Annotated in this window: 22 protein-coding genes; 6 read left to right on the top strand and 16 right to left on the bottom strand. The window is 65.5% G+C overall.

Features of this window, described 5'->3' with window-relative positions; all coding sequences use genetic code 11:
- Nucleotides 1–8: 8 nt before the first annotated feature.
- Together GRI89_RS06760 and GRI89_RS06755 are read right to left on the bottom strand one after the other, a co-directional pair.
- Nucleotides 9–320, bottom strand: a complete 312-nt coding sequence (locus GRI89_RS06760; RefSeq protein WP_159793461.1) for a hypothetical protein — start codon at nucleotides 318–320, stop codon at nucleotides 9–11.
- Between the two features lie 116 nt (nucleotides 321–436).
- Nucleotides 437–2485: a M13 family metallopeptidase gene (locus GRI89_RS06755; protein ID WP_159793459.1), complete on the bottom strand. Its 2049-nt coding sequence runs from the start codon at nucleotides 2483–2485 to the stop codon at nucleotides 437–439.
- A 253-nt stretch (nucleotides 2486–2738) separates the two neighbouring features.
- Here GRI89_RS06755 and GRI89_RS06750 point away from each other — a divergent pair, with 253 nt between their 5' ends.
- On the top strand, nucleotides 2739–3023 hold the full coding sequence (locus GRI89_RS06750; protein WP_159793457.1) for a hypothetical protein: 285 nt from the start codon (nucleotides 2739–2741) through the stop codon (nucleotides 3021–3023).
- Nucleotides 3024–3131: 108 nt separating this feature from the next.
- The gene (gene uvrA / locus GRI89_RS06745; RefSeq protein ID WP_159793455.1) at nucleotides 3132–6107 is read left to right on the top strand and encodes an excinuclease ABC subunit UvrA; all 2976 of its coding nucleotides are present in this window, start codon (nucleotides 3132–3134) and stop codon (nucleotides 6105–6107) included.
- A 9-nt stretch (nucleotides 6108–6116) separates the two neighbouring features.
- On the opposite strand, the gene GRI89_RS06740 is transcribed toward uvrA, so the two are convergent.
- The gene (locus GRI89_RS06740; RefSeq protein WP_159793453.1) at nucleotides 6117–6911 is read right to left on the bottom strand and encodes a CPBP family intramembrane glutamic endopeptidase; all 795 of its coding nucleotides are present in this window, start codon (nucleotides 6909–6911) and stop codon (nucleotides 6117–6119) included.
- A gap of 199 nt (nucleotides 6912–7110) precedes the next feature.
- On the opposite strand from GRI89_RS06740, the gene GRI89_RS06735 reads away from it, so the two are divergent.
- The 3 genes from GRI89_RS06735 to GRI89_RS06725 all read left to right on the top strand — a co-directional run bounded on the left by GRI89_RS06735 (nucleotide 7111) and on the right by GRI89_RS06725 (nucleotide 8856).
- Nucleotides 7111–7374, top strand: a complete 264-nt coding sequence (locus GRI89_RS06735; RefSeq protein WP_159793451.1) for a hypothetical protein — start codon at nucleotides 7111–7113, stop codon at nucleotides 7372–7374.
- A gap of 139 nt (nucleotides 7375–7513) precedes the next feature.
- Nucleotides 7514–7807, top strand: a complete 294-nt coding sequence (locus GRI89_RS06730; protein ID WP_159793449.1) for a hypothetical protein — start codon at nucleotides 7514–7516, stop codon at nucleotides 7805–7807.
- 392 nt (nucleotides 7808–8199) lie between these two features.
- Nucleotides 8200–8856: a hypothetical protein gene (locus GRI89_RS06725; protein ID WP_159793447.1), complete on the top strand. Its 657-nt coding sequence runs from the start codon at nucleotides 8200–8202 to the stop codon at nucleotides 8854–8856.
- A gap of 49 nt (nucleotides 8857–8905) precedes the next feature.
- Here the strand turns inward: GRI89_RS06725 and GRI89_RS06720 are convergent, their stop codons facing one another.
- The 9 genes from GRI89_RS06720 to GRI89_RS06680 form a co-directional block, all read right to left on the bottom strand.
- Nucleotides 8906–9511 (bottom strand): YybH family protein, encoded by a 606-nt coding sequence (locus GRI89_RS06720; protein ID WP_159793445.1) that lies wholly within the window; start codon nucleotides 9509–9511, stop codon nucleotides 8906–8908.
- Nucleotides 9512–9594: 83 nt separating this feature from the next.
- Nucleotides 9595–9870, bottom strand: a complete 276-nt coding sequence (locus GRI89_RS06715) for a ribosomal protein L7/L12 (RefSeq protein ID WP_201290877.1) — start codon at nucleotides 9868–9870, stop codon at nucleotides 9595–9597.
- A 53-nt stretch (nucleotides 9871–9923) separates the two neighbouring features.
- Entirely contained in the window at nucleotides 9924–10436 is a 513-nt protein-coding gene (locus GRI89_RS06710; protein WP_159793442.1) for a septal ring lytic transglycosylase RlpA family protein, read from the bottom strand.
- 816 nt (nucleotides 10437–11252) lie between these two features.
- Nucleotides 11253–12470: an argininosuccinate synthase gene (locus tag GRI89_RS06705; RefSeq protein ID WP_159793440.1), complete on the bottom strand. Its 1218-nt coding sequence runs from the start codon at nucleotides 12468–12470 to the stop codon at nucleotides 11253–11255.
- Between the two features lie 79 nt (nucleotides 12471–12549).
- Nucleotides 12550–13101, bottom strand: a complete 552-nt coding sequence (locus GRI89_RS06700; RefSeq protein WP_159793438.1) for a hypothetical protein — start codon at nucleotides 13099–13101, stop codon at nucleotides 12550–12552.
- A gap of 11 nt (nucleotides 13102–13112) precedes the next feature.
- Nucleotides 13113–14477 carry an MATE family efflux transporter gene (locus tag GRI89_RS06695; RefSeq protein ID WP_328598124.1) on the bottom strand — a complete coding sequence of 455 codons (1365 nt, stop codon included), beginning with the start codon at nucleotides 14475–14477 and terminating at the stop codon, nucleotides 13113–13115.
- Between the two features lies 1 nt (nucleotide 14478).
- Entirely contained in the window at nucleotides 14479–15726 is a 1248-nt protein-coding gene (locus GRI89_RS06690; protein ID WP_159793436.1) for an SAM-dependent methyltransferase, read from the bottom strand.
- A gap of 7 nt (nucleotides 15727–15733) precedes the next feature.
- The gene (locus tag GRI89_RS06685) at nucleotides 15734–16948 is read right to left on the bottom strand and encodes a PQQ-dependent sugar dehydrogenase (RefSeq protein ID WP_159793434.1); all 1215 of its coding nucleotides are present in this window, start codon (nucleotides 16946–16948) and stop codon (nucleotides 15734–15736) included.
- Between the two features lie 2 nt (nucleotides 16949–16950).
- On the bottom strand, nucleotides 16951–18228 hold the full coding sequence (locus tag GRI89_RS06680) for an SAM-dependent methyltransferase (protein WP_159793432.1): 1278 nt from the start codon (nucleotides 18226–18228) through the stop codon (nucleotides 16951–16953).
- Nucleotides 18229–18313: 85 nt separating this feature from the next.
- Here GRI89_RS06680 and GRI89_RS06675 point away from each other — a divergent pair, with 85 nt between their 5' ends.
- Nucleotides 18314–18751, top strand: a complete 438-nt coding sequence (locus GRI89_RS06675) for a DUF1801 domain-containing protein (RefSeq protein ID WP_159793430.1) — start codon at nucleotides 18314–18316, stop codon at nucleotides 18749–18751.
- On the opposite strand, the gene GRI89_RS06670 is transcribed toward GRI89_RS06675, so the two are convergent.
- From GRI89_RS06670 to GRI89_RS06655, 4 genes are read right to left on the bottom strand one after another with little or no spacing between them, the layout of a single operon-like run.
- Complete coding sequence (locus GRI89_RS06670; protein ID WP_159793428.1) at nucleotides 18752–19492, bottom strand: molybdopterin-dependent oxidoreductase; 741 nt, start codon at nucleotides 19490–19492, stop codon at nucleotides 18752–18754.
- Nucleotides 19479–20153 carry a cytochrome b/b6 domain-containing protein gene (locus GRI89_RS06665; RefSeq protein WP_159793426.1) on the bottom strand — a complete coding sequence of 225 codons (675 nt, stop codon included), beginning with the start codon at nucleotides 20151–20153 and terminating at the stop codon, nucleotides 19479–19481. The genes GRI89_RS06670 and GRI89_RS06665 overlap by 14 nt, the downstream gene beginning before the upstream one ends.
- Nucleotides 20150–20911 carry an SDR family oxidoreductase gene (locus GRI89_RS06660; RefSeq protein ID WP_328598123.1) on the bottom strand — a complete coding sequence of 254 codons (762 nt, stop codon included), beginning with the start codon at nucleotides 20909–20911 and terminating at the stop codon, nucleotides 20150–20152. The genes GRI89_RS06665 and GRI89_RS06660 overlap by 4 nt, the downstream gene beginning before the upstream one ends.
- Nucleotides 20908–21504, bottom strand: coding sequence for a YceI family protein (locus GRI89_RS06655; protein WP_159793424.1), 597 nt, complete (start codon nucleotides 21502–21504; stop codon nucleotides 20908–20910). Before GRI89_RS06655 ends, GRI89_RS06660 begins: the two co-directional genes overlap by 4 nt.
- Nucleotides 21505–21514: the final 10 nt, after the last annotated feature.

The raw sequence follows: 21514 nt of genomic DNA, 5'->3' as shown, positions 1-21514 counted from the left end.
CTCGATGCTCAGCGGGCGCAGTATTCCCTGTGCCCGCTCTCGCACAGCTTCACCGCACGGCGCCATTCGGCCATCTGCTTGTCGTAGTCGGCCTGTGCCTGCGGGTAGGCGCGGTAGGCGTCCCAGCCGGCCTGGTAGCCGGCGTCGCGCTGGCTGACATAGGCCTGCTGCTCGCGGTTGAGACGGCGGATTTCCGCCGCGTCGGCCTCGCGCGCCTTCTTGTTGCGCATCGCCGGATCGTTCGGATCGTCCGCCCAGGCGGCCTGCGGCAGGGTGAGCGAAACCAGCGCGAGCGCGCCGGCAAGTGACTTGGCAAACATGATTATGCGACCTCCCGTCAGACCGGTCCCTCGGACTGACGGGGAATCTATGCGCGGCAGATTTGCCGCCACCTGAACGCATTAGGTTAAGGCGGCGGTCCGTTGCGTTTCCGCGACTACCAGATGTGCACGCGCTGTTCGGGCGGAATGTACATCGCGTCGCCGGGCTGGATGTTGAACGCCTCGTACCAGGCGTCGAGGTCGCGCAGCGGTACGATCACACGATAGCGCGCCGGGCTGTGCGGATCGGTGGCGACCTGGTTGCGCAGCGCATCGTCGCGGGTCTTGTCGCGCCAGATTTGCGCATAGGCGAGGAAGAATCGCTGGTCGCCGGTCAACCCGTCGATTACCGGCGCCGGCTGCCCGTTGAGCGAGCGGTGGTAGGCGTCGAGGGCGACGTTGAGGCCGGCGAAGTCGGCGATGTTCTCGCCCATCGTCAGGTCCGGATTGATGTTGGCGCCGGGCACCACCTCGAACGCGGCATACTGCTCACCGAACTTCTTGGCCTCGGCGTTGAAGCGAGCGGCATCTTCCGCCGTCCACCAGTCGCGCACCGCACCCTTGGCGTCGATCTTGCGACCCTGGTCGTCGAAGCTGTGGCTGATCTCGTGGCCGATCACCACGCCGATTGCGCCATAGTTGACCGCCGGGTCTGCCGCCGCATCGAAGAACGGGGGCTGCAGGATTCCGGCCGGGAAGACGATCTCGTTGAGCTGGCCGGCGTTGTAGGCGTTGACCACCTGCGGAGCCATGAACCACTCCTTGCGATCGACCGGCTTGCCGACCTTGTCCATCTGGTAGGCGGTGTTGAACGCGGTTGTCGCGGAGACGTTGCCGTAGAGATCGGTCGGCGAGATCGAGACTTTGGAATAGTCACGCCATTCGTCCGGATAACCGACCATGACGAGGGTGTTCTCCAGCTTGGCGAGCGCTTCCTTCTTGGTCGCATCGCTCATCCACGAATTGGCCTTGATGCGGTCGGCCATCGCCAGCTTGAGGTTGGCGACGAGGTCTTCCATCTTGGCCTTGGCGATCGGCGGGAAGTGCTTGTCGACGTAGTCCTGACCGACAATGTAGCCGAGCTGGCTGTTGACCAGCGACACGCCGCGCTTCCAGCGCTCGCGGTTCTGCGCCACGCCGCTCAGCGAACTGGTGTAGGCGAAGCGGCTGTCGACCATTGCCTTGTTGAGGTAAGGCGAAGCCTGGTCGGCGACGTGGAAGGCCTCCCACAGCTTGAGCGTTTCGAGCGGGGTCGATTCGAACAGGTTGGCGAGCCGCGGGAACGCGGTGTTCTCGGCGACTATCAGCTTCTTCTGGGCGGGAATGCCGGCCCCGGCGAAGAAGGCGTCCCAGTCGAAGTTCGGGGCCAGCGAAGCCAGCTCGGCGCTCGAGTAGGGATTGTTGGTCTTGTCGATGTCACGGCGATCGGCGCGATCCCAGCTGAGCTGCGCGACGTACGTCTCGAATTCCATGACCGCGGCGGCGGCGGCGACCGGATCCTTCTCGCCCAGCGCCTTGAAGGTGCGCGTCATGTACTCGACGTAGGCCTTGCGCTGCGGGGCAAAGGAGTCGGCGAGATAATAGCTCTTGTCGGGCAACCCGAGGCCGCCCTGGCTGAGGTTGAGCAGGTTCATGGTGGGATCGTCGGGATCGACGTCCACCCCGGGATTGAACAGGCTGATGCCGAACGCGCCGTTGGTCTTGCCCATGTACCGGGCAAGCGCCGCCTTGTCGGCCAGCGTGCGGACTTCGTTCACATCGCGCATCAGCGGGGCGAGGCCGACCTTCTCCAGCGCCTTTTCGTCGACGAACGACTTATAGAGAGCGCCGGCCTTGGCGCTCACCGGATAACCCTGGATGATCGTGCGGACCTGTTCCTCGATCCCGTCGGAGAGGACGTTGAACATGTCGGAGCTGGCCTTGTCGTCGGGGATGGTCGTGCGATCCATCCAGCCGCCCGAAGCGTAGCGCTCGAAGTCGTCGCCCGGCTTTGCCGTGGGGTCGAGGCCGGTCAGGTCGAGACCGTAGTCACCGATCGCCGCGTGCGCGGTGACGACGATGTCGTCGCCGTCGTTGGAAGCCGGCGCATCCTGCGCCAGAGCCGGGGCGGCGAGCGAGAGGGCGAGCGCCGAAGCGGCGGCGAAGGCGAATGGCTGGCGGATCATTGAGGCGAGTCCCGTAAATGCAGTTGCGGCGCGCCCCGGATGGAGCGCGGATCGACAAAACACGAAACTTACCCTTGCCCGCAACAGAATTACCCTTCGATGAAGGGTGCATGCGGGTCGATGAGCGGCTTGGGCTGGATCGCTATTTAGTCTTTACGGTTTTGAGGAAGTTGCCGGCACGGTCCATTACAGCGACCGATCACGCCTGTTCGAGCAATCCGAAAAATGCTCCGATTGAGAAAGCGACAAGGCCGTGCGTGCGCAGCGTCGCGGTGGAGAACTCGCCGATCTCGATCTGGACCATGCCGACGTGATCGAGACGAGCCTGGGGGGTGACACAGGAAACCTTGCACTTGTCAAGGAATCGACGGCGGGTTTGGATGAAGCGAATGCCTCAAGATCATTGCCTGATGCGCGAGACGCCAAGGCTGCGGCGCTTGAAGTGTACGACCCTATGCACATGGCATACGATTTCGAGACGGCTTCTCGCGGGCTTGCGCGCATTAGAGGCAAGTTGATCGCGCTTTCTGGGGATTAGTCCAAGCCTCGCTTTACCTCCACGAACATTTCGGGAACAAAGGCGCTCCGGTGACCCGGTCGAAGGGGGCACTGGACTCCGGCTCCCTCAGACCCCAAGTGTCGCCCCATGGCCCTCACCACAATTTCCGTAAAAGGCGCCCGCGAACATAATCTCAAGGGCATCGATATCGACCTGCCGCGCGACAGCCTGATCGTGATCACGGGGCTGTCGGGGAGCGGGAAGTCGAGCCTCGCGTTCGATACGATCTATGCCGAGGGGCAGCGGCGTTATGTCGAGAGCCTCTCTGCCTATGCGCGGCAGTTCCTCGAGATGATGCAGAAGCCCGATGTCGAGCACATCGACGGCCTCAGCCCCGCGATCTCGATCGAGCAGAAGACCACGAGCCGCAACCCGCGCTCGACCGTCGCGACCGTCACCGAGATCTACGATTACATGCGCCTGCTGTGGGCCCGCGTGGGCGTGCCCTATTCGCCCGCGACCGGCCTGCCGATCGAGGCGCAGACGGTGTCGAACATGGTCGACCGGGTCATGGCGCTGCCCGAGGGGACGCGCGCCTACCTGCTCGCGCCCGTCGTGCGCGGGCGCAAGGGCGAGTACCGCAAGGAACTGGCCGAGTGGCAGAAGGCCGGCTTCACCCGCGTGCGGATCGACGGCGAGATGTACGAGATCGAGAACGCACCCGCGCTCGACAAGAAGTACAAGCACGACATCGAGGTGGTGGTCGACCGCCTCGCTGTGCGCCCGGGGATCGAGACGCGGCTGGCCGACAGCTTCGAGACCGCGCTCAAGCTGGCCGAGGGGCTGGCCTATGTGGACCTTGCCGACGGCGTTGTGCCGGGTCGCGAAGACGAGGCAGGGCAGGGCGGTCCGAACGCGACGGGCGGCCAGCTTAAGGGCGCCGGCATCCCGGCCAACCGCATCGTCTTTTCCGAGAAGTTCGCCTGCCCGGTCTCCGGCTTCACCATCGAGGAAATCGAGCCGCGGCTGTTCTCGTTCAACGCCCCGCAGGGCGCCTGCCCGGCGTGCGACGGGCTGGGCGAGAAGCTGCTGTTCGACCCGCAGCTGGTCGTCCCGAACGAGGCGCTGAGCCTGAAGAAGGGCGCGGTGGTGCCGTGGGCCAAGTCCAATCCACCGAGCCCGTACTACATGCAGGTGCTCGCCAGCCTGGCGAAGGCCTACGACTTCGAACTCGAGACGCCGTGGAACGAGCTCGAGCCCGACCAGCGCGACATCATCCTGCACGGCACGCACGGCATGCCGGTGCCGCTCACCTTCAAGGACGGGCGCAAGGAATACACCGTCACCAAGCCGTTCGAGGGTGTAATCGGCAACCTCAACCGGCGCATGCTGCAGACCGACAGCGCGTGGATGCGCGAGGAGCTGGGCAAGTTCCAGACCGCGCAGCCGTGCGAGACCTGCCACGGCAAGCGGCTCAACGAGAAGGCGCTGGCGGTGAAGGTCGTCGGGACCGACATCGCCACGCCGACGCAGATGAGCGTCAACGCGGCGAAGGACTGGTTCCACGCTCTCGAAGCCAAGCTGACCGACACCCAGCAGCAGATCGCCCGGGCGATCCTCAAGGAGATCAACGAGCGGCTCGGCTTCCTCGACAACGTCGGGCTCGACTACCTCAACCTCGACCGGACCAGCGGCACGCTGAGCGGCGGGGAGAGCCAGCGCATCCGCCTCGCCAGCCAGATCGGCTCGGGCCTCTCGGGCGTGCTCTACGTGCTCGACGAGCCGAGCATCGGCCTGCACCAGCGCGACAACGACCGGCTGCTGGAGACGCTCAAGCGGCTCCGCGACCTCGGCAACACGGTGATCGTGGTCGAGCATGACGAGGACGCGATCCGCAGCGCCGACCACATCGTCGACCTCGGCCCCGGCGCGGGCGTCCACGGCGGCGAGGTGGTGGCGCAGGGCGACCTCGCAACGATCCTCAAGGCCAGGGGAAGCCTCACCGCCGACTACCTCACCGGGGCGCGCGAGATCGAAATCCCCAAGTCACGCCGCAAGGGCAACGGGCACAAGCTCACCGTCCACGGCGCGCGGGCCAACAACCTGCAGAACGTCACCGCCAGCATCCCGCTCGGCACCTTCACCTGCGTCACCGGGGTGTCCGGCTCGGGCAAGTCGAGCTTCACCATCGACACGCTCTACGCCTCCGCGGCGCGCACGCTCAACGGGGCGCGGGTCATCGCCGGGGCGCACGACAAGGTCACCGGGCTCGAATTCTGCGACAAGGTGATCGAGATCGACCAGTCGCCGATCGGCCGCACCCCGCGCTCCAACCCGGCGACCTACACCGGCGCCTTCACCCAGATCCGCGACTGGTTCGCCGGCCTGCCCGAAAGCCAGGCGCGCGGCTACAAGCCCGGGCGCTTCAGCTTCAACGTCAAGGGCGGCCGCTGCGAGGCGTGCCAGGGCGACGGGCTGATCAAGATCGAGATGCACTTCCTGCCCGACGTCTACGTCACCTGCGAGGAATGCCACGGCAAGCGCTACAACCGCGAAACGCTGGAGGTGAAGTTCAAGGGCCTCAGCATCGCCGACGTGCTCGACATGACGATCGAGGACGCGGAGGAGTTCTTCAAGGCCGTCCCGCCGATCCGCGACAAGATGCACATGCTCAACGAGGTCGGCCTCGGCTACGTCAAGGTCGGGCAGCAGGCGACCACGCTCTCGGGCGGCGAGGCGCAGCGGGTGAAGTTGGCCAAGGAACTCAGCCGCCGCAGCACCGGGCAGACGCTCTACATCCTCGACGAGCCGACCACCGGCCTGCACTTCGAGGACGTCCGCAAGCTCCTCGAAGTGCTCCAGCGGCTGGTCGACCAGGGCAACAGCGTGGTGGTGATCGAACACAACCTCGACGTCATCAAGGTCGCCGACCACATCCTCGACCTCGGCCCGGAAGGCGGCGTGCGGGGCGGACAGGTGGTCGCCGAAGGCACCCCCGAACAGGTTGCCGCGACGCCCGGCAGCTTCACCGGCGAGTACCTGAAACCGATGCTGGACCGCGCCCGCGCCGCGACGGCGGCAGCGCAGACAAGGAACTCACGTCAGGCGGAAGCGGCGGAGTAACGCCCGCCCTCAGGCCACCACCGGAACCGCATCCCCGCGCGGGAAGTCCGCGTCGCGCACCTTGCGCAGCAGGATCAGCGCGCAGACGAAGTTCGGCAGCGCCAGCAGCATGGGCAGGAACATTGTCGGGCCGCTCATCATCTGTTGCGCAAGCTCCGGGTCGGTCTCCATGCCGTTCGCCTCGCTGCCAACCTTGATCAGGAACAGCATGCAGTCCCACACCCCGTGATAGATGATCGCCGGCCAGATCGATCCGGTGCGGATGACGATGGCGATGAAGATCAGCCCGCTCATCCCCGCCGCCACGGCCTGCAGGCTCGCCATGCCCCACTCGCCGGTGTTGACCCCGTTGAGCACGTGTATCCCGCCGAACAGCACCGTGGTCACCACGATCGCGGTCCACACCCGGACATTCTCCAGCAGCGCGCGGAAAAGCACGCCGCGGAACATCACCTCTTCGGAAAAGCCGACCAGCATGGTGTTGAGCAGGATGAATAAGGCCGCCCTGCCGCCGGGAAACCCGGTCACCGCCGCCAGCGAGCTGATCGCCAGCAGCACCAGCACCGGAAACCACATCACCTTCACCAGCGAGTGCGGCGCGCCGAACTTCATGTCGCGCCAACGGAACCCGGCAATGGCCCCCAGAAGCACGACGATGGCGGCGACGAACTGCCAGCCCACGCCGTTCTTCACCAGCTCGTCGAGCGCCGCTTCCTCGCCGCCCAGCAGGAACTTGGCCCCGTAGAGCGTGACGAGGATCCACAGGACGTAGACCCCCAGGCTTCTTACCAGTCGTGCGTTCATGCCCCGTCTCCCCATGCGCGGCCCGGCGGAGAGGCTAGGACGGTCCGAGGGATTGTCAACGCGCCCCCGCGCGGTGGACATCGCGCCCGGGTGGTGAGAGGCTGTCAGGCGGCCGAATAATTCCTCCCCCACGGGGGGGGGGGACCATCCGCAGGATGGTGGAGGGGCACAGGCCACACGCCGAAGGGGAAGCCACCGCATGACCGAACCCGCAAAGGAACGCCGGATCGACCGGATCGACCGCAAGCTGGGCAGGGCGTGGAGCCGGCTCGGCGGCGTGGTGTTCGTGGTGCTGGGCCTCGCCATGCTGGCCGAGGCGTTCGGCGGCGAGGGCCTGCCCGACCGCTGGCCCTTGCTGCTCGGCGCGGCGACCATGCTCGTCCTCGCCCGCCTGTGCTTCCGCTCGCGCTCGCCGATGAGCGACCTGCTGACTGACGGGCCGACGGGGCGGAAGGCTAAGTAGCCTGCGGCCTGCATGCGTCGAATGGCCAGCCGACTCCTTTCTTCACAAGCTCGCCGAGTGCCCCTTCCTTCCCGCCGTCCCTCCACTTGCCGCCATAGAGGGTGACCAGCACCCACAGGACATAGACACCCATCCGCCGGTGCCCGACTTCGCCGTGGCGGCGGAAGAGGTGCGCGGCGGCGAGGACGCCCAGCGCCTCGCCGGCCTGCCGCCGAGCCGCGAGGAATACGTCACCTACTCGCGCGGCGAGGCGATGGAGCTGTGCGACGACCGGGACGAGCTGGACGCCGAGATGGAAGCGGCCGGGGCCGAGGCCGGGGCGGCCTACGACGACTGGCGCGCGCGGGGCGATGCCGTGCTAGACGCGGTGCTGGACGGGGAGGGCGGCGAAACGCCCGGTGCGGGCGCCGGAAGGTGGCGACCCGGGAGGTGACTCCGGAGGCGACTCGGGCGGCGAAACGGCGCTTTCGCCCGGTGAAACGGACACCGAATCGGCCCCAAGAGTCCGGACGATCCGCCGATGGAGTTCAAATCCATGCCGGAATTCGCTCCCCGGCGCCCATCCGTATCGTCCTCGACGGGGGCGGGCCAACCTTGCGCAAACCTAACGCGCGGTTCAGGTGGGGTTAGTCTGGGGGAGCGTCAATCCGCTCGCCATGAAGCCCGCACAGATCGGGCAGGGGAGAACGGGCATGAGGGCAGGTATTCTCGCAACAGGTACGAGCGGGCTCAGCGTGTCCGGTCACAGGCAGATCAAGGGCTGAGGGGCGGCCCGACACCGTGTGTCATGTGTCAACAGCGGGCCGTTGTTTGGGGAGAACGACCATGAACAAAGCTATCGTGAGACGTGCCATGCTCGCCGGAAGCGGCGCGGTGCTGGCCATGGCCGCGGCCGCCGATGCGCGCCCGGTCTTCATCGAATTCGAAGGCGTGAAGGGGGAGGCGGGGGCTGCCGCCGACGATGGGCACAAGGAGTGGATCCCGATCCTCTCGCTGCGCATCGCCGGGGAGAAACCCTCCGGCATCAACGTGGCCGTGGGCGACGTGACCGGCGATGGAACCTCCGATGCCAGGCCGGCCAAGCCGCCGCGGGTGCCGAAGTCGGGCGACGTGACGCTGAAGCGCGGCATTGCCGATACCACGGAGAGCGGGGCCGATTCTGGCGCGGCGCCGGCCACCGGGACCAGCTACGGCCCGGTCATCACCATCAAGCCGAAGGGCGAGCATTCGGGTCCGCCCGACGTGAAGGGTCCGGACGACGGGCCGGTGCCGATCGGCCTGCTCCTGCCGGCGGTGCAGAAGGTGCGCGAGGCTTCGGTCCCACGTCCCAGGGGCAAGGGCTGCACCGGCCAGCAGCGCATGCGCGCCACCCCGATCCTCGAGGACGCGAGCGGCGCGACGGGCACGATCATGGACGGCCAGGTCACCGCCTGCTCGGCCGAGACGATCACCTTCACCTTCTCGAAGATCGAGTGGGATTGACGGGGGGGAGAGGCAGGTTCGGCAAACGTCGGGCCTGCCTCTCACGAGCTCAGCCGCCCAGGTCCGCCGCGCGGATCTTCGGGATGCCGGGGCCGATCGGGTTGGAAAGTGGCGTGAAGCTGCTGCCGGGCGCCGGCGGCGGCTCATCCGGGTTCCCGGGGGTCAACCCGGGCTGGCCCGACCCTACCGGAACCGCGGTGAAGTCGGACGTGACCTTCCATTCGCGGGTGGTCGCGTCTTTCTCCCACACCATGATGTTAGCCATGTCATACGTGACCAGCGAACCGCCGTCGTTGAAAGTCCACTTCGCATTGGTGCGGAAGATTGCGACGGTGCCGCCGCCGAAGAACTTGGTCGAAGCCGGGTCCTCGACCACTTTGTAACCCGGGTTGTTGAAGCCCTCGTCGAAACGCGCGGCGATGTCGGTGACGGGGGCGGTCTCCGCCACGTACACCGTCGCTCCCGTGGCATAGTACGACGCGGCCTTGGCGGCGTCCTTGGCCTCGACGGCTTCGAGCAGGCCCTGCATCGCCTGCTGCGGCGACCCCTGTACCGCGATCGTCTTCTTGTTGAAGCCCGGGCCGATCGGATTGGAGCAGCCGGCCAGCAGGACCAGCGGCAAGGCGGCGATAACGAGTGACTTGCGCAAGAACATGGTGCCTTCTCCCCTAGGAAGACCCCGCCCTGCCGGTATTGGACCCTTTTCGGGGCGTCTCGTCAAGGATTGGGGCCGACCGGCTAGCGCCGGGACTGCCGCTCCACCAGCAACTTGGCTTCCCGCAGGCCGAGCCCGGTGCGCTCCCGGACCAGCTTGATCGCCTCGATCTTGCGCCGGGCGGCGATCGCCGCCTGCACATCGGGCTGGGCCAGCACGGTGAGGTGGTCGGAACCGGGTTCGAAGGACGAGGCGCGCTGCGTCTCGATCATGTCCCGGCCGCGCCCCCTCAGCGCCCGCGCCAGCAGGAAGAAGAGCAGGAGGCCTGAAGGGACGATGATCCACAGCGGCACGTACATGCCCGCAGGCTAGCGCGTGCTGCACTGCCTGTCACGTACGGGAGGTGTCGGGACTAGTTGTCGAGAATGGCGAGCGAGACGGTGCCGGAGCCGGGACCGATCAGGCCAATCTCCTTCGCCGCGGCCTGGCTCACGTCGATCACCCGGCTGTGCGCGAACGGGCCGCGGTCGTTGATCCGCACGATCACCGATTTGTCGCCGCGGGTTACCTTTACCCGCGTGCCGAACGGCAGGGTGCGATGTGCGGCGGTGAGTTGGGTCGGATCGAAAGTCTCGCCGCTGGCGGTCCTACGTCCCTTGAACTTGGGTCCGTACCAGCTGGCCATGCCGCTGCCGTACTGTTCCCAGGTCTCGTCGGTCTGGACGGCGGAATTGTCGGCAACAAGCGCAACATCGTCGGCCTGCGGCTGGAATTGCGGCAAGGCGGGGTCGATCGGGGCGGCGATGTCGACGGCAGGGGTGGGAACGGCATCCTCGGCATATCCCGGAGCAACCGTGGCACCGAGCGCGAGTAGCGCAGCCGTGGCCAAGGCGGCCCTCAGGGGCGTGGAGATCCTCCGGTCCATGACGGGATCCGAATTACCCTGCCGGGACGCCGCAAAACACCCTTCCGACGTCGCTCCGCCCCGATTTGTCTTCGATTCATCGTGAGTTGTGGGAACTTTGGCCACGCCGGGACACGGTTTTCGCTTTCGTGAGACTCAGCATATTGCCTGACCGCAGTGCACCGAATCGGGCTATTCCGGCCGATATTTCCCGGCGTTGACCAAGCTTGCGGGCAGGATCGGGAGTCGAAAACGGAAAATGGGGCCGGCATTGCTGCCGACCCCACTCTCACCAGCGGTGGGTCCCGAGGGACGCTTATCGCCTGACGTTTCGCGCGCTAGCTGTGAAAGCAGCGTCGCTATGTCGCCCGGCGCTCGCGCCGGTGCCGGTTCCGTCGGGGGCCGGGTCCGATCCGAGGATCCTTCCCTTGCCTCCGGCGGTTCCGAGACCGGGCTTTCATGCCTGGTTTCTCAAGCGGTACTTCGACCCGAAGATCTCCGTACCATCGAAGCCAGTCAGTCTACCCGACCTTCCGACTGCGCACCTTCGCGGCTTCAACGCTCCGGTTGTTGACAGATCCGGAGATCTATCTTTCCCCTTTGCTCCACCCCGCGGCTTCTCGCGGTCGTCTCGAGTGTGGTTCCAAAATCCCTTCTTCTTTTCAGGGCGTTACCCCCTCAATCCGAAGAGCCAATCCCCGCTCTCGATGACTTGAATGTGCGCCGGAAGGGTGAGTCGGGCAAGCGAACGAAGTGCTAGTTTTCCACTTTCAAGCCAATCAACGGTGGACAAGGGTGGATAACTCAACCGTTCGTCGCAAGGACCGCGGACAGCTTTCAGCGGTCCCGCTTGGCCAGCAGCCTCAGGCGCAGCGCATTGAGCTTGATGAAGCCTTCTGCGTCCGTCTGGTCGTAAGCGCCGGCATCGTCCTCGAAGGTGACGTGCCGCTCGGAATAGAGCGAGTTGGGGCTCTTGCGCCCGACCACGCTGGCCAGGCCCTTGTAAAGCTTTAGCCGCACGGTGCCCGACACCTTCGCCTGGCTGTGATCGATCGCCGCCTGAAGCATCTCGCGCTCGGGGGCGAACCAGAAGCCGTTGTAGATCAGCTCTGCATACTTCGGCATCAACTCGTCCTTGAGGTGCGCCGCGCCGCGATCCAGCGTGATCTGTTCGATGCCGCGATGGGCTCGGGCGTAGATCTCGCCGCCGGGTGTCTCGTACATCCCGCGGCTCTTCATGCCGACGAAGCGGTTCTCGACGAGGTCGAGCCGGCCGATGCCGTGGTTCCTGCCGAGGTCGTTGAGCGCGGCGAGTAGCGTGGCCGGGCCCATCTCTTTGCCATTCAGGGCAACGCCGTCACCCTTCTCGAAGTCGATGGTGATGTATTCGGGCGCGTCGGGCGCGTCCTCGGGGTTGTCGGTGCGCGAGTAGACGTAGTCCGGCACCTCTTCCCACGGATCCTCGAGAACCTTGCCCTCTGACGAGGTGTGCAGGAGGTTGGCGTCGGTCGAGAACGGGCTCTCGCCGCGCTTGTCCTTCGGCACCGGGATCTGGTGCTTTTCGGCCCAGGCGATCAGCGCGGTGCGGCTGGTCAGGTCCCATTCGCGCCAAGGGGCGATCACCTTGATGTCCGGGGCGAGCGCGTAGGCGCTGAGCTCGAAGCGGACCTGGTCATTGCCCTTGCCGGTGGCGCCGTGGGCGATGGCGTCGGCGCCGGTTTCGCGGGCGATTTCGATCAGCCGCTTGGAGATCAGCGGGCGGGCGATCGATGTGCCGAGCAGGTAGTCGCCTTCATAGCGGGCATTGGCTCGCATCATCGGGAACACGAAGTCGCGCACGAATTCCTCGCGCAGGTCGTCGATGTAAATGTGCTTGTCAGGGATACCCATCAGCCGCGCCTTGGCGCGCGCCGGCTCGAGTTCCTCGCCCTGGCCGAGGTCGGCGGTGAAGGTCACGACCTCGCATTCGTAGGTCACCTGCAGCCACTTGAGGATCACGCTGGTGTCCAGACCGCCCGAATAGGCGAGGACGACGCGCTTGATCTTGTCGGACATGATCGAAACTCCGCTGGAAACGGCGGCGCGCCTAACAGGCGTTCGCCCCGGCGGCAACGCAGTAAAGCTTGGACGCGGTTCAGCCGTTGATCGGCTTGGCCTTCAACTGCGGGTTCAGCTCGGAAATATGGTTGAGCCAGGCGCGCGGTTTGCGCAGCAACTTCTGCGGGAAATCGACCTTCAACCCGGTCATTTCTGCCATGCGTCCGACGAAGTGAATGCAGTTGCGTTTGTCGAGGTCGTAATAGTCGCCGGGGTGATTGCGCCAGATCTCCACCTCCGCGCGCATCCTGCGGTAGGTCGCATCGTCGACCGTGACGGTGAAGTGAGTGTTGGTCTTGTTCACCCACTTCGGCTCTTCGACCCAAATGGCTTGCTTGACCGGTCCGGTGAGGATCGTCGGCGACACGTTCTTGGCAGTGAATCCGAAGTTCTCGTTGATCACCTCCCCGGTGTCGTCAAGCTTGCCTTTGAACACCACGAAGGTGTGCGGATAGCGGCCGAACAGCACCGAGCCGTTGAAGCTGTGAAATTCGACGCTGACTTTGGCTGCGGCGGGCTGGGCGAAGGCGAAAAGTCCGGCGAGCGCCAGGACGAGGGCGAGCAGTGCTTTGCGGAAGGGGTGCGGCATGGCCAACCTCGTTATCCGCCCTTTGCCGCGCCTTCAACCGACGGTTCGGCGGAAAGTCCTGAAACCAGTGCAGGAAGTTGCAAAGCCAGCCCGGCAGCGCGGAATGCGTAGGCAGCCCAGAGCGCCAGCCACACACCCTGCGCTCCGAGCGGGCGGAGCAGGAGGTCGACGACGATGTAAAGCGTAGTGGCGGCGATCGCCGCGTTGCGCAGGGCCTTGCCGCGGGTTGCGCCGATGAAGATCCCGTCGAGCATCCAGCTCGGCAAGCCGATCAGCGGGACGAGGGCGGCGTAGGGCAGGAAATGTTTCGCGGCGGTGCGGACTTCGGGATCGGTGGTGATGAGCGCGATGGTGAGGTCACCGGCCGCCCAGGAGGCGAGCGACAGCAGGACCGCCGAAGCAAGCGAGAACTCGCTGGTCAGGCGCACCGCGCGCAGGAAGCGAGGCCGCGACTTCGCGCCAACTGCGGCGCCGACGCGCGCTTCGGCAGTAAATGCGAAGGCGTCGAGCACAAAGGCGGCGACATTGACGAATTGCATCAGCACGTGCTGCGCGGCCAGCGCGACAGCGCCGATCCGCGCCCCGGCATTGGCGAGCCACGCGAAAAGCAGCAGCAGTGCGATGGTGCGAACCATCAAGTCGAGGTTAACGGCAAAGAGGTGAGCGATGGCACTGCGCGCCCACAAAACTCCGCTCCCGGCCTTGCGGGCCAGCGCCAGCGGTCCGGCCCCGGCGATTTGCGTGACGATGGCGAGACCGGTGCTGAGCGCGACCCATTCCGCCAATGCCGTGCCAAGGCCGACACCCGCCGCGCCCATGCCGAAGCCAAAAACGAAGGCCACGTCGAACGCCGCGTTGGCGGCGTTCATCACAAGTTGCAGGACCAGCGCGGCGCGGGTCCGCCCGAGGCCGAACAGCCATCCGGTGACCGCGAACACTGCCAGCGCGGCGGGGGCCCCGAAGAAACGCATGGTAACGTAGGCTCGTGCCCCGGCGGTGGTCTCGGCTCCGCCAGCGAAGAGCGCGAATGCCAGTTCTCGCAACGGCCAGAGCAGAACCAGCAGCGCTACGCCGATTGCTCCGCCGACGACTAGGCCGCGAACCAGCAGTGCCTCGACCTCTCCCGACTTGCCAGCGCCATCGGCCTGCGCGGTCATCCCGGTAATGCCCATGCGCAGGAAGCCGAAAGTCCAGAATATGAGACTGGTGACCGTCGCCCCGAGCGCCACTCCGGCCAGCGCCGCTGCATTGCCGGTGCGGCCGATGGCGACGGTATCGACCAGTCCGACGAACGGGATCGAGGCCTGCCCGAGCATGATCGGCCAGGCCTGTGCGAAGACCGCGCGACGGCTCAGCGGGGCCGGACTGTAGGACACCTCAACGCCCGAGCAGGGCGCGCTCTGCATCCTCGATGTACCCGCGGGTCAACGGCAGGGCGTTGCGGCTGCGGATGTACTGGATCTGGTAGTTGCACATCTTGCCGTTTTCGAACGAACTCGTCGCTCCGGCGAGGTAGAACGTCCACATCCGGAAGAAGCGCTCGCCGTAGGATGCAACGATCGTCTCGCGGTTGGCCAGACAGCGTGCGTACCACTGGCGCAGCGTCTTGCCGTAGTGCAGCCGCAGGGTCTCGATGTCGCTGGCGATCAGTCGGACCTTTTCGCTCGCTTCCACAGTCTCGCTCAAAGCGGGGATGTAGCCGCCGGGAAAGATGTACTTGTCGGTAAAGCCGTCAGTCGTGCCAGGGGTGCCCATGCGGCCGATGGTGTGCATCAGCATCACCCCGTCCTCAGTCATCAGGTTTGCGCAGCAGCGGAAGAAGGTTTCGAACTGCGGCGTACCGACGTGCTCGAACATGCCAACAGAGACGATGCGGTCGAACGTGTCGCCGCGCGCGGCGAGGTCGCGGTAGTCGATCAGCTCGAAGCGGACGCGGTCCCCAACGCCGGCGGCCTCGGCGCGATCGCGGGCGAGGGCGAGCTGCTCCTGACTCAGCGTGATGCCGAGCACTTCGACCCCGGCGCGCTGGGCGAGGAAGATCGCCATGCCGCCCCAGCCGCAGCCGATGTCGAGCACGCGCTGGCCGGGCGACAGCGCCAGCTTGGCGGCGATGTGCGCCAGCTTGGCTTCCTGCGCCTCGGCCAGCGTCATGTCGTCGTGCGGCCAGTAGGCACACGAATACTGCATGTGCTCTTCGTCGAGCATCAGTTGGTAGAGGTCGTTGCCGACATCGTAGTGGTGCGAGATGTTGCGGCGGGCGCTTCCCGGCTTGTTGACCGAGCGCACGAAGAAGCGGGCGCGATCGGAGACCTTGCGGACGAAGTTCGGGGGGGCGAGTTTCTGCCCTTTGTCCCACGGCTGATTGCTGCGCAGCAGCTCGATCAGCTCCATGATCCCGCCGTTTTCGACGACGATGCGACCGTCCATGTAGGCCTCGCCCGCGCCGAGCCGCGGATCCATGATCACGTCGCGCGGCACCCGCTTGTCGGTGAAGCGGATGGCGACTTCGAGGAACCCTTCCTCGGGCGTACCGAAGCTGGCTGTCGAACCATCGGCATAAGTCACGGTCAGGCGGCCGCGTTTGACCGTCCGATCCAGAAACCGGTTGAACAGGCGTTTGCTCATTGTCGGGCTACTCGCTCGGCTCGATTCTCAGCACCGCGTTCTCGTTGCCGTCGGTCAAGACATAGATCAAGCCATCGGCTGACTGGACGAAATCGCGCACCCGCTGGTGCAGTTCGGTGAGCAGGGTTTCTCGGCGAACCTCGTGATAGTCCTCACCCACCACGACCCGTTCGAGCCCGCCGGTAAACGGCACTTCGCCGCGCCGCGCACTGCCGACGAAGAGGTTGCCCTTCCACGACGGGAACCTGTCGCCGCGGTAGATCATCAGGCCCGATGGGGCGATCGAGGGGATCCAGACCAGCAGCGGGTTTTCGATTCCCTCGCTGGTCGGGTGTGCGCCGATCTGCTTGCCGTCGTATTCGCGGCCGAAGGAATAGTCGGGCCAACCGTAGTTCGCGCCGCGCTTGATCAGGTTGACCTCGTCGCCGCCGTTGGGCCCGTGCTCGGCGTTGAGAATCGCGCCCGTGGCGGGATCGTAGAGCAGGCCGTGCTGGTCGCGGTGGCCGTAGCTCCAGAGGGCGGGGTGCTTGCCGTCCTCTCCGACGAAGGGATTGTCCGCCGGAATCGTGCCGTCCGGGTTGATGCGCAGCACCTTGCCGTAGATGTTCGACAGGTCCTGCGAGGTGTCGCCGAACGGTCCGCCGGTGGTGGCGTAGAGCTTGCCGTCGCCGCCGAATGCGAGCCGCGATCCGCTTGCTCCGGCAACGCCGCCCTGCAGCACGGTCGCGACGCCGGTCAGCTTCCCGTCCTCGAGCTTGCCGCGCATGATGGTGAAGCGCGCCGGTCGCTGGCGCGGCGGTGCGCCCTCGGGGATCGGGGCGGGCTCGTTGTAAGTGAAGTAGATCAGGTGGCTGGTGGCGAAGTCGGGTGCCAGCGCGACGTCCTGCAAGCCGAGCGTTGCTGGGGCATCGACCGGCTTAGGCATCCCGGCGACCACCACCTTCTCGATTGCGGCACCTGGAGTGGTCGCGCCTTTGAGCAGCAGCAGGTCGCTGCCGCGCTCGGTCACCAGCAGGTCGCCGTTCGGAAGCAGCTCGAGCGCGAAGGGACGCCCCAGTCCACGGACCAGCGGCGTCACCTTGATGCGATGTTGCTCGGCTGTGTCGAACGTGTAGCTCGGCGCAGTCAGCTCGACCGGGGCGATACCGATGTCCGGTGGCTGCTGGCCCGATGCGGCCGAGGTCAGCGAGAGTAATGCGACGATCCCAAGCAAACGGCGCATGGCTATTCGGCTGCCTCCCTTAGTTCTGGATCGAGGTGCCAGGCTGGCGGATCTTCGCTCTCGCGAAGGCGTTCGCTTTCTTCGTGCATAAATTCGCGGGTCATAGGGATGGCCTCGCGGTCCTTCACGTAGACGAGCTGCCAGTTGACCATGTTGCCGTGGCGGAAGCTCTGTTCGGCCCCAGCGAGGTAGAACAGCCACATGCGGTAGAACTCCTCGTCGTACATTTCGACGATCTCGTCTTGGTGCATGACGGTGCGGTTGTACCATTCCTCCAGCGTGTGGCTGTAGTGGAAGCGCATCGCTTCCACATCCATCACTTGCCAGCCGTGCTGTTCCGACTGGGTGACCAACTCGCTTAGCGCCGGGATATAGCCGCCGGGGAAGATGTATTTGCGGGTCCATGCATCGGTGAACCCGGGCGGGCCGGCGCGGCCGCAGCAGTGGCTGAACATCACCCCGTCGGGCTTGAGCAGCTTGGCGGTGTGGCTGAAGAACTGCGGGTAGTGCGCCGTGCCGACGTGTTCGAGCAGCCCGACCGAACTGATCCGGTCGAACTCACCCTCGACGTCGCGATAATCCATCAGCGCGAATTTGACCTTGTCGGCCACGCCTTCTGCTTTTGCGCGTTCCTTGCAGAAGGCGATCTGGTCGGGCGCCAGCGCCACGCCGAGCACCTCGCAGCCGTAATGCTGGTGCAGGTAGAGGGCGAAGCCGCCCCAGCCGCAGCCGATGTCGAGCACCTTCATGCCCGGCTTAATGTTCATTTTGGCCGCCATGTGGGCCTTCTTGTCGAGCTGCGCCTTCTCGATGCTGTTCGACGTGTCGCGGTAATAACCCATGGTGTATTGCCGGTCCTCGTCGAGGAACAGCTCGTAGAGCCGGCGGGTCAGGTTGTAGGTGTGCTCAGCGTTCTTGCGCGCTTTGCCCCTGAGGTTGATTCCATCGGCCTTGGCGATCAGTTTCTGCGCGGTTTTGCGCAGCTGGCTCTTGGGCTGAAGCGAGGTGGAGCCGAGGCGCTTGGCGTTGGCGGTCACGAACAGGATCATGTCGCGGATGTCGTTCGGCTCTTCGACCGTCAGCCAACCCCACATGTAGGCCTCGCCGGCGCCGACCTGCGGATAGCGGGCGATGTGGTTGGCTGCCTTGCGGTTGGTCAGGCGAACGCGGATTTCCTCGCCGCCTCCGGGACCGTATTCGTAAACCTTGCCATCATGATCGGTGATTACCAGGCGCCCTTGCCGGATCGCCTTGTTCAGAAACTTGTCGAGCAGCCACATCCCCGGTGCTTCCCCCCTTTTGTTATCGGGAGTGAGGTTGAACGGCGCGATTGCGCGCTGTCAATCTCTCGATACAATTCTTGTCATGGCCGAGAACAAGACCAAGGCGACCGAAGTAGACGTTTCGGCGTTCATCGCCGGCGTGGAACATCCCGGAAAGCGCGACGATGCCGGGGTGCTCGACACGCTGTTTCGCGAAGTCACCGGCGTCACGCCGGCAATGTGGGGGCCAACCATTATCGGCTACGGCAGCTACCACTACCGCTACGAAAGCGGTCACGAGGGCGACATGTGCCGGGTCGGGTTCAGTCCGCGCAAGGCCAAGCATTCGCTCTACCTGCTCAACTGCGGCAAGGACATGGACGAGGCCCCGTTCGCGGCCCTGCGCGAGAGGCTCGGCAAATACAGCCGGGGCAAAGGGTGCCTCTACGTCAACAAGTTGGACGACATCGACCTCGATGTGCTGCGCGAGATGGTGGCGCTATCATGGCGCTATTCAAACGAGCGCCACCCGGGCTCCTGATCAGGCGCCGGCGTACCACTGGTAGTCGGAACGATCCTCCCAGTATCCACCCTTGCCGCCGTGGATCCCGTCTAGGCTTTCCACGGCTTCGATGGCGGTCACATACTTGGCGCTCTTGTAGCCAAGCTGGCGCTCGATCCGCATGCGTAACGGAGCGCCGTTGGCGACCGGCAGCGGAGCGCCGTTAAGTGCGTGGGCAACGATCGTCTGCGGATGGTATGCATCGACCATGTCGACGCTCTCGTAATAGGCGCTACCATTTAGCACGTCGGCGCAGCGGAACACGACGTAATTGGCGTTCGGCTGCACCCCGGCCAAGTCGAGCATCGTGCCCAGTTGCGGCCCGGTCCATTCGCCGATCGCACTCCAGCCTTCGACGCAGTCATGGCGCGTGATCTGGGTTCGCTGGGGCAGAGCCTTGATCTGCTCGAGTGTGAGCTCGAGCGGCCGGTCGACGAGGCCGGTGACGGCAATGGTCCAGCCGGCGAAACCGGTCGCGGCATGCGCCGTATAGGCGGCGTCGCCCGGGTCGGTCGTGCCGTTGCCGCGAAAGAACGGCGAAATGTCGGCCTTGGTGAATTCCTGCGCCAGCCCGCGCTTTCCAGCGAGAGCGCGGTGCGCACCGCGGTGCCAGTCCTCGGCAAGCTTGAACAGCGACTGCATCGGGTCGCTCTTCCCGACCTTCGAGCACCCGGCGAGGAAACCGGCGCCGAGACCGACAATGAGGTTACGCCGCTTCATCGATGCGCCCTCCGGTAATCATGTCGCGCAATTGCTTGAGCGGATTGGTCAACAGGACCAGCGCGACATGGAGCATGAAGAACCCGAACAGCGCCCAGGCGGTGATGAAGTGGATCGAGCGAGCGCTCTGGCGGCCGCCGAACAGCGCCAGCAACGGGTCGGTAATGGGTTCAAGGCCGGGGCTGATCGACATGCCCGAAAAGATCATCGTCGGCAGAAGGATGAATACCACCACGCCGTAGGCCAGCTTCTGGAGGAAATTGTACTTCCCCTCACCGTGGTCGAAATCGAACTTGAGGTGGGCGACGATGTCGGCGCGGATCGCGCTCCAACGCCATTCCTTTCGGCTGGTGACGAGGTCACGCTTGAAGTGCCGGTTGAAGAGGCTCGCGATCACGAACAGCAGCAAGGCGAGGGCGAAGACCCATGCGAAGGTAAGGTGCCACAGGCGCGATCCTGCAAGGCTGTAGTGTCCCGGGATTGTCGCCCAGCCGGGGAAGCGCACGACGTGAAGCCATGCCTCGCCGCTCTCGAAGCCCCAGTTCCCCCAGTAGAGGCGGGGATGGGCGTTCGAGATGTTGAGGCCCGACATGAACAGGATGGCCAGAGACAGGAGGTTGACCCAGTGCCAAAGGCGGGTCGCAAGGCGATGTTTTTTCATCGAGACTCCTGCCTGGCGAGGAAGATCACGTCGCGCGGCTGGTTTAGCAGGTGCTGGCCCGAATCGACAATCAATGTCTGTCCGCTGGCGAGCGGTCCGGTGGCGAGGAACCACGCGGCCTCGGCCACCTCGTCTTCGCCGGTCCGGCGCTGCAAAAGGTTGAGTCGGTGCGAGCGCTCGGCCTCTTCCGCCGACTGGTCATGGCTGGGCAGGATTGCGCCGGGGGCGAGGCCGTAGACGCGGTCCTCGGCGGGCAGGGCCATAGCCATCATCGGCACCGTCCCGGAGAGCGCGTGCTTGCTCATCGTATAGCTGAAGAAGTCGGGGTTGGGGTTGGCAAGCTTCTGGTCGGTGACCTGGATCGCGCAGCGGCCGGCGGCCGAACGTGCGTTGTGCATGAAGGCATGGGTCATGACCGAAGGGGAAACGGCGTTGACGCGCATCGCCTCGCGGTTGGTCGCCGGGTCGAGCGTGCCGACGTCGTCGGGTTTGAAGACCGAGGCTGAGTTGACCAAAACGCGCCAGTCGGGGAGCCGGGCGGCGAGGTCGAGGATCATCGCCTGCGCGGCGTCGAGGTCGATAAGGTCGCAGACCACCACCTCGGCATCGGGCAGTTCGGCGGCGAGCGCCTCGGCCGCTTCGCGCGAGGTGTTGCAGTGGATGACGACATGCCAGCCTTCGACGGCGAAGCGCCGGCAAATTGCCGCGCCGATGCGGCGCGCGCCGCCGGTAACGAGAACGGCGGGCTTCGAACTCACTCGCGGGTGGCGTCAAACGCGAAAGTCACACCGACGGTCGGGTCGAGACCTCCACCATGCGATCCCATGCCGATGGCATAGGCCACCCGGTCGATCGAGGCCTGCCCCTCGACATGGCGCTGGGCACCGCTACCGCTGAGGCGGAATTCGATGTCCTGCGCCATGCTCATGCCGTGCAGCGAAAGTTCGCCGTGGGCGACGAAGCGTCCGTCGGGCAGGCTTTCGACGCTGGTGCTGGAGAATGTCGCGGTCGGGTTGACTGCGGTGTCGAAGAACTCGTCGCCCTGCAGCAGGCTGTCATTGAAGTCGTCGCCGACAGAGGCGCTGACCAGGTCGATTTCGATCTTTATCGCGGCGTCGCCCGGGGCGTCGGCGTTGAAGTTGATCGTGCCGCCCCACTTGGCGAAGCCGCCGCTGATGTCGCGACCGTCGTTGGCGATGGCGAAGGCAAGCTCGCCGCCCGGCTGGATCGCCCAGGTCGGCGCGCTGCTGCTGGCGGCCACCGCCGGTTCGCTGGCGGTGAAGGCGAAGGGGACGGCGGCCATCCCGGCCAGGGCGAGCGCCGATGCGGCGAGTGTGCGAGTTCTGGTCATTGAATCCTCC

This window comes from Croceibacterium salegens (assembly GCF_009827435.1).
Classification (GTDB): Bacteria; Pseudomonadota; Alphaproteobacteria; order Sphingomonadales; family Sphingomonadaceae; genus Croceibacterium_B; species Croceibacterium_B salegens.
This window is presented reverse-complemented; position numbering and strand designations above follow the sequence as displayed.

Bases quoted from the DNA above. Each gene is read 5' to 3' on its own strand.
- GRI89_RS06760 (WP_159793461.1), bottom strand. From the start codon at position 320: ATGTTTGCCAAGTCACTTGCCGGCGCGCTCGCGCTGGTTTCGCTCACC.
- GRI89_RS06755 (WP_159793459.1), bottom strand. From the start codon at position 2,485: ATGATCCGCCAGCCATTCGCCTTCGCCGCCGCTTCGGCGCTCGCCCTC.
- uvrA (WP_159793455.1), top strand. From the start codon at position 3,132: ATGGCCCTCACCACAATTTCCGTAAAAGGCGCCCGCGAACATAATCTC.
- GRI89_RS06740 (WP_159793453.1), bottom strand. From the start codon at position 6,911: ATGAACGCACGACTGGTAAGAAGCCTGGGGGTCTACGTCCTGTGGATC.
- GRI89_RS06735 (WP_159793451.1), top strand. From the start codon at position 7,111: ATGACCGAACCCGCAAAGGAACGCCGGATCGACCGGATCGACCGCAAG.
- GRI89_RS06725 (WP_159793447.1), top strand. From the start codon at position 8,200: ATGAACAAAGCTATCGTGAGACGTGCCATGCTCGCCGGAAGCGGCGCG.
- GRI89_RS06720 (WP_159793445.1), bottom strand. From the start codon at position 9,511: ATGTTCTTGCGCAAGTCACTCGTTATCGCCGCCTTGCCGCTGGTCCTG.
- GRI89_RS06715 (WP_201290877.1), bottom strand. From the start codon at position 9,870: ATGTACGTGCCGCTGTGGATCATCGTCCCTTCAGGCCTCCTGCTCTTC.
- GRI89_RS06710 (WP_159793442.1), bottom strand. From the start codon at position 10,436: ATGGACCGGAGGATCTCCACGCCCCTGAGGGCCGCCTTGGCCACGGCT.
- GRI89_RS06705 (WP_159793440.1), bottom strand. From the start codon at position 12,470: ATGTCCGACAAGATCAAGCGCGTCGTCCTCGCCTATTCGGGCGGTCTG.
- GRI89_RS06700 (WP_159793438.1), bottom strand. From the start codon at position 13,101: ATGCCGCACCCCTTCCGCAAAGCACTGCTCGCCCTCGTCCTGGCGCTC.
- GRI89_RS06690 (WP_159793436.1), bottom strand. From the start codon at position 15,726: ATGAGCAAACGCCTGTTCAACCGGTTTCTGGATCGGACGGTCAAACGC.
- GRI89_RS06685 (WP_159793434.1), bottom strand. From the start codon at position 16,948: ATGCGCCGTTTGCTTGGGATCGTCGCATTACTCTCGCTGACCTCGGCC.
- GRI89_RS06680 (WP_159793432.1), bottom strand. From the start codon at position 18,228: ATGTGGCTGCTCGACAAGTTTCTGAACAAGGCGATCCGGCAAGGGCGC.
- GRI89_RS06675 (WP_159793430.1), top strand. From the start codon at position 18,314: ATGGCCGAGAACAAGACCAAGGCGACCGAAGTAGACGTTTCGGCGTTC.
- GRI89_RS06670 (WP_159793428.1), bottom strand. From the start codon at position 19,492: ATGAAGCGGCGTAACCTCATTGTCGGTCTCGGCGCCGGTTTCCTCGCC.
- GRI89_RS06665 (WP_159793426.1), bottom strand. From the start codon at position 20,153: ATGAAAAAACATCGCCTTGCGACCCGCCTTTGGCACTGGGTCAACCTC.
- GRI89_RS06655 (WP_159793424.1), bottom strand. From the start codon at position 21,504: ATGACCAGAACTCGCACACTCGCCGCATCGGCGCTCGCCCTGGCCGGG.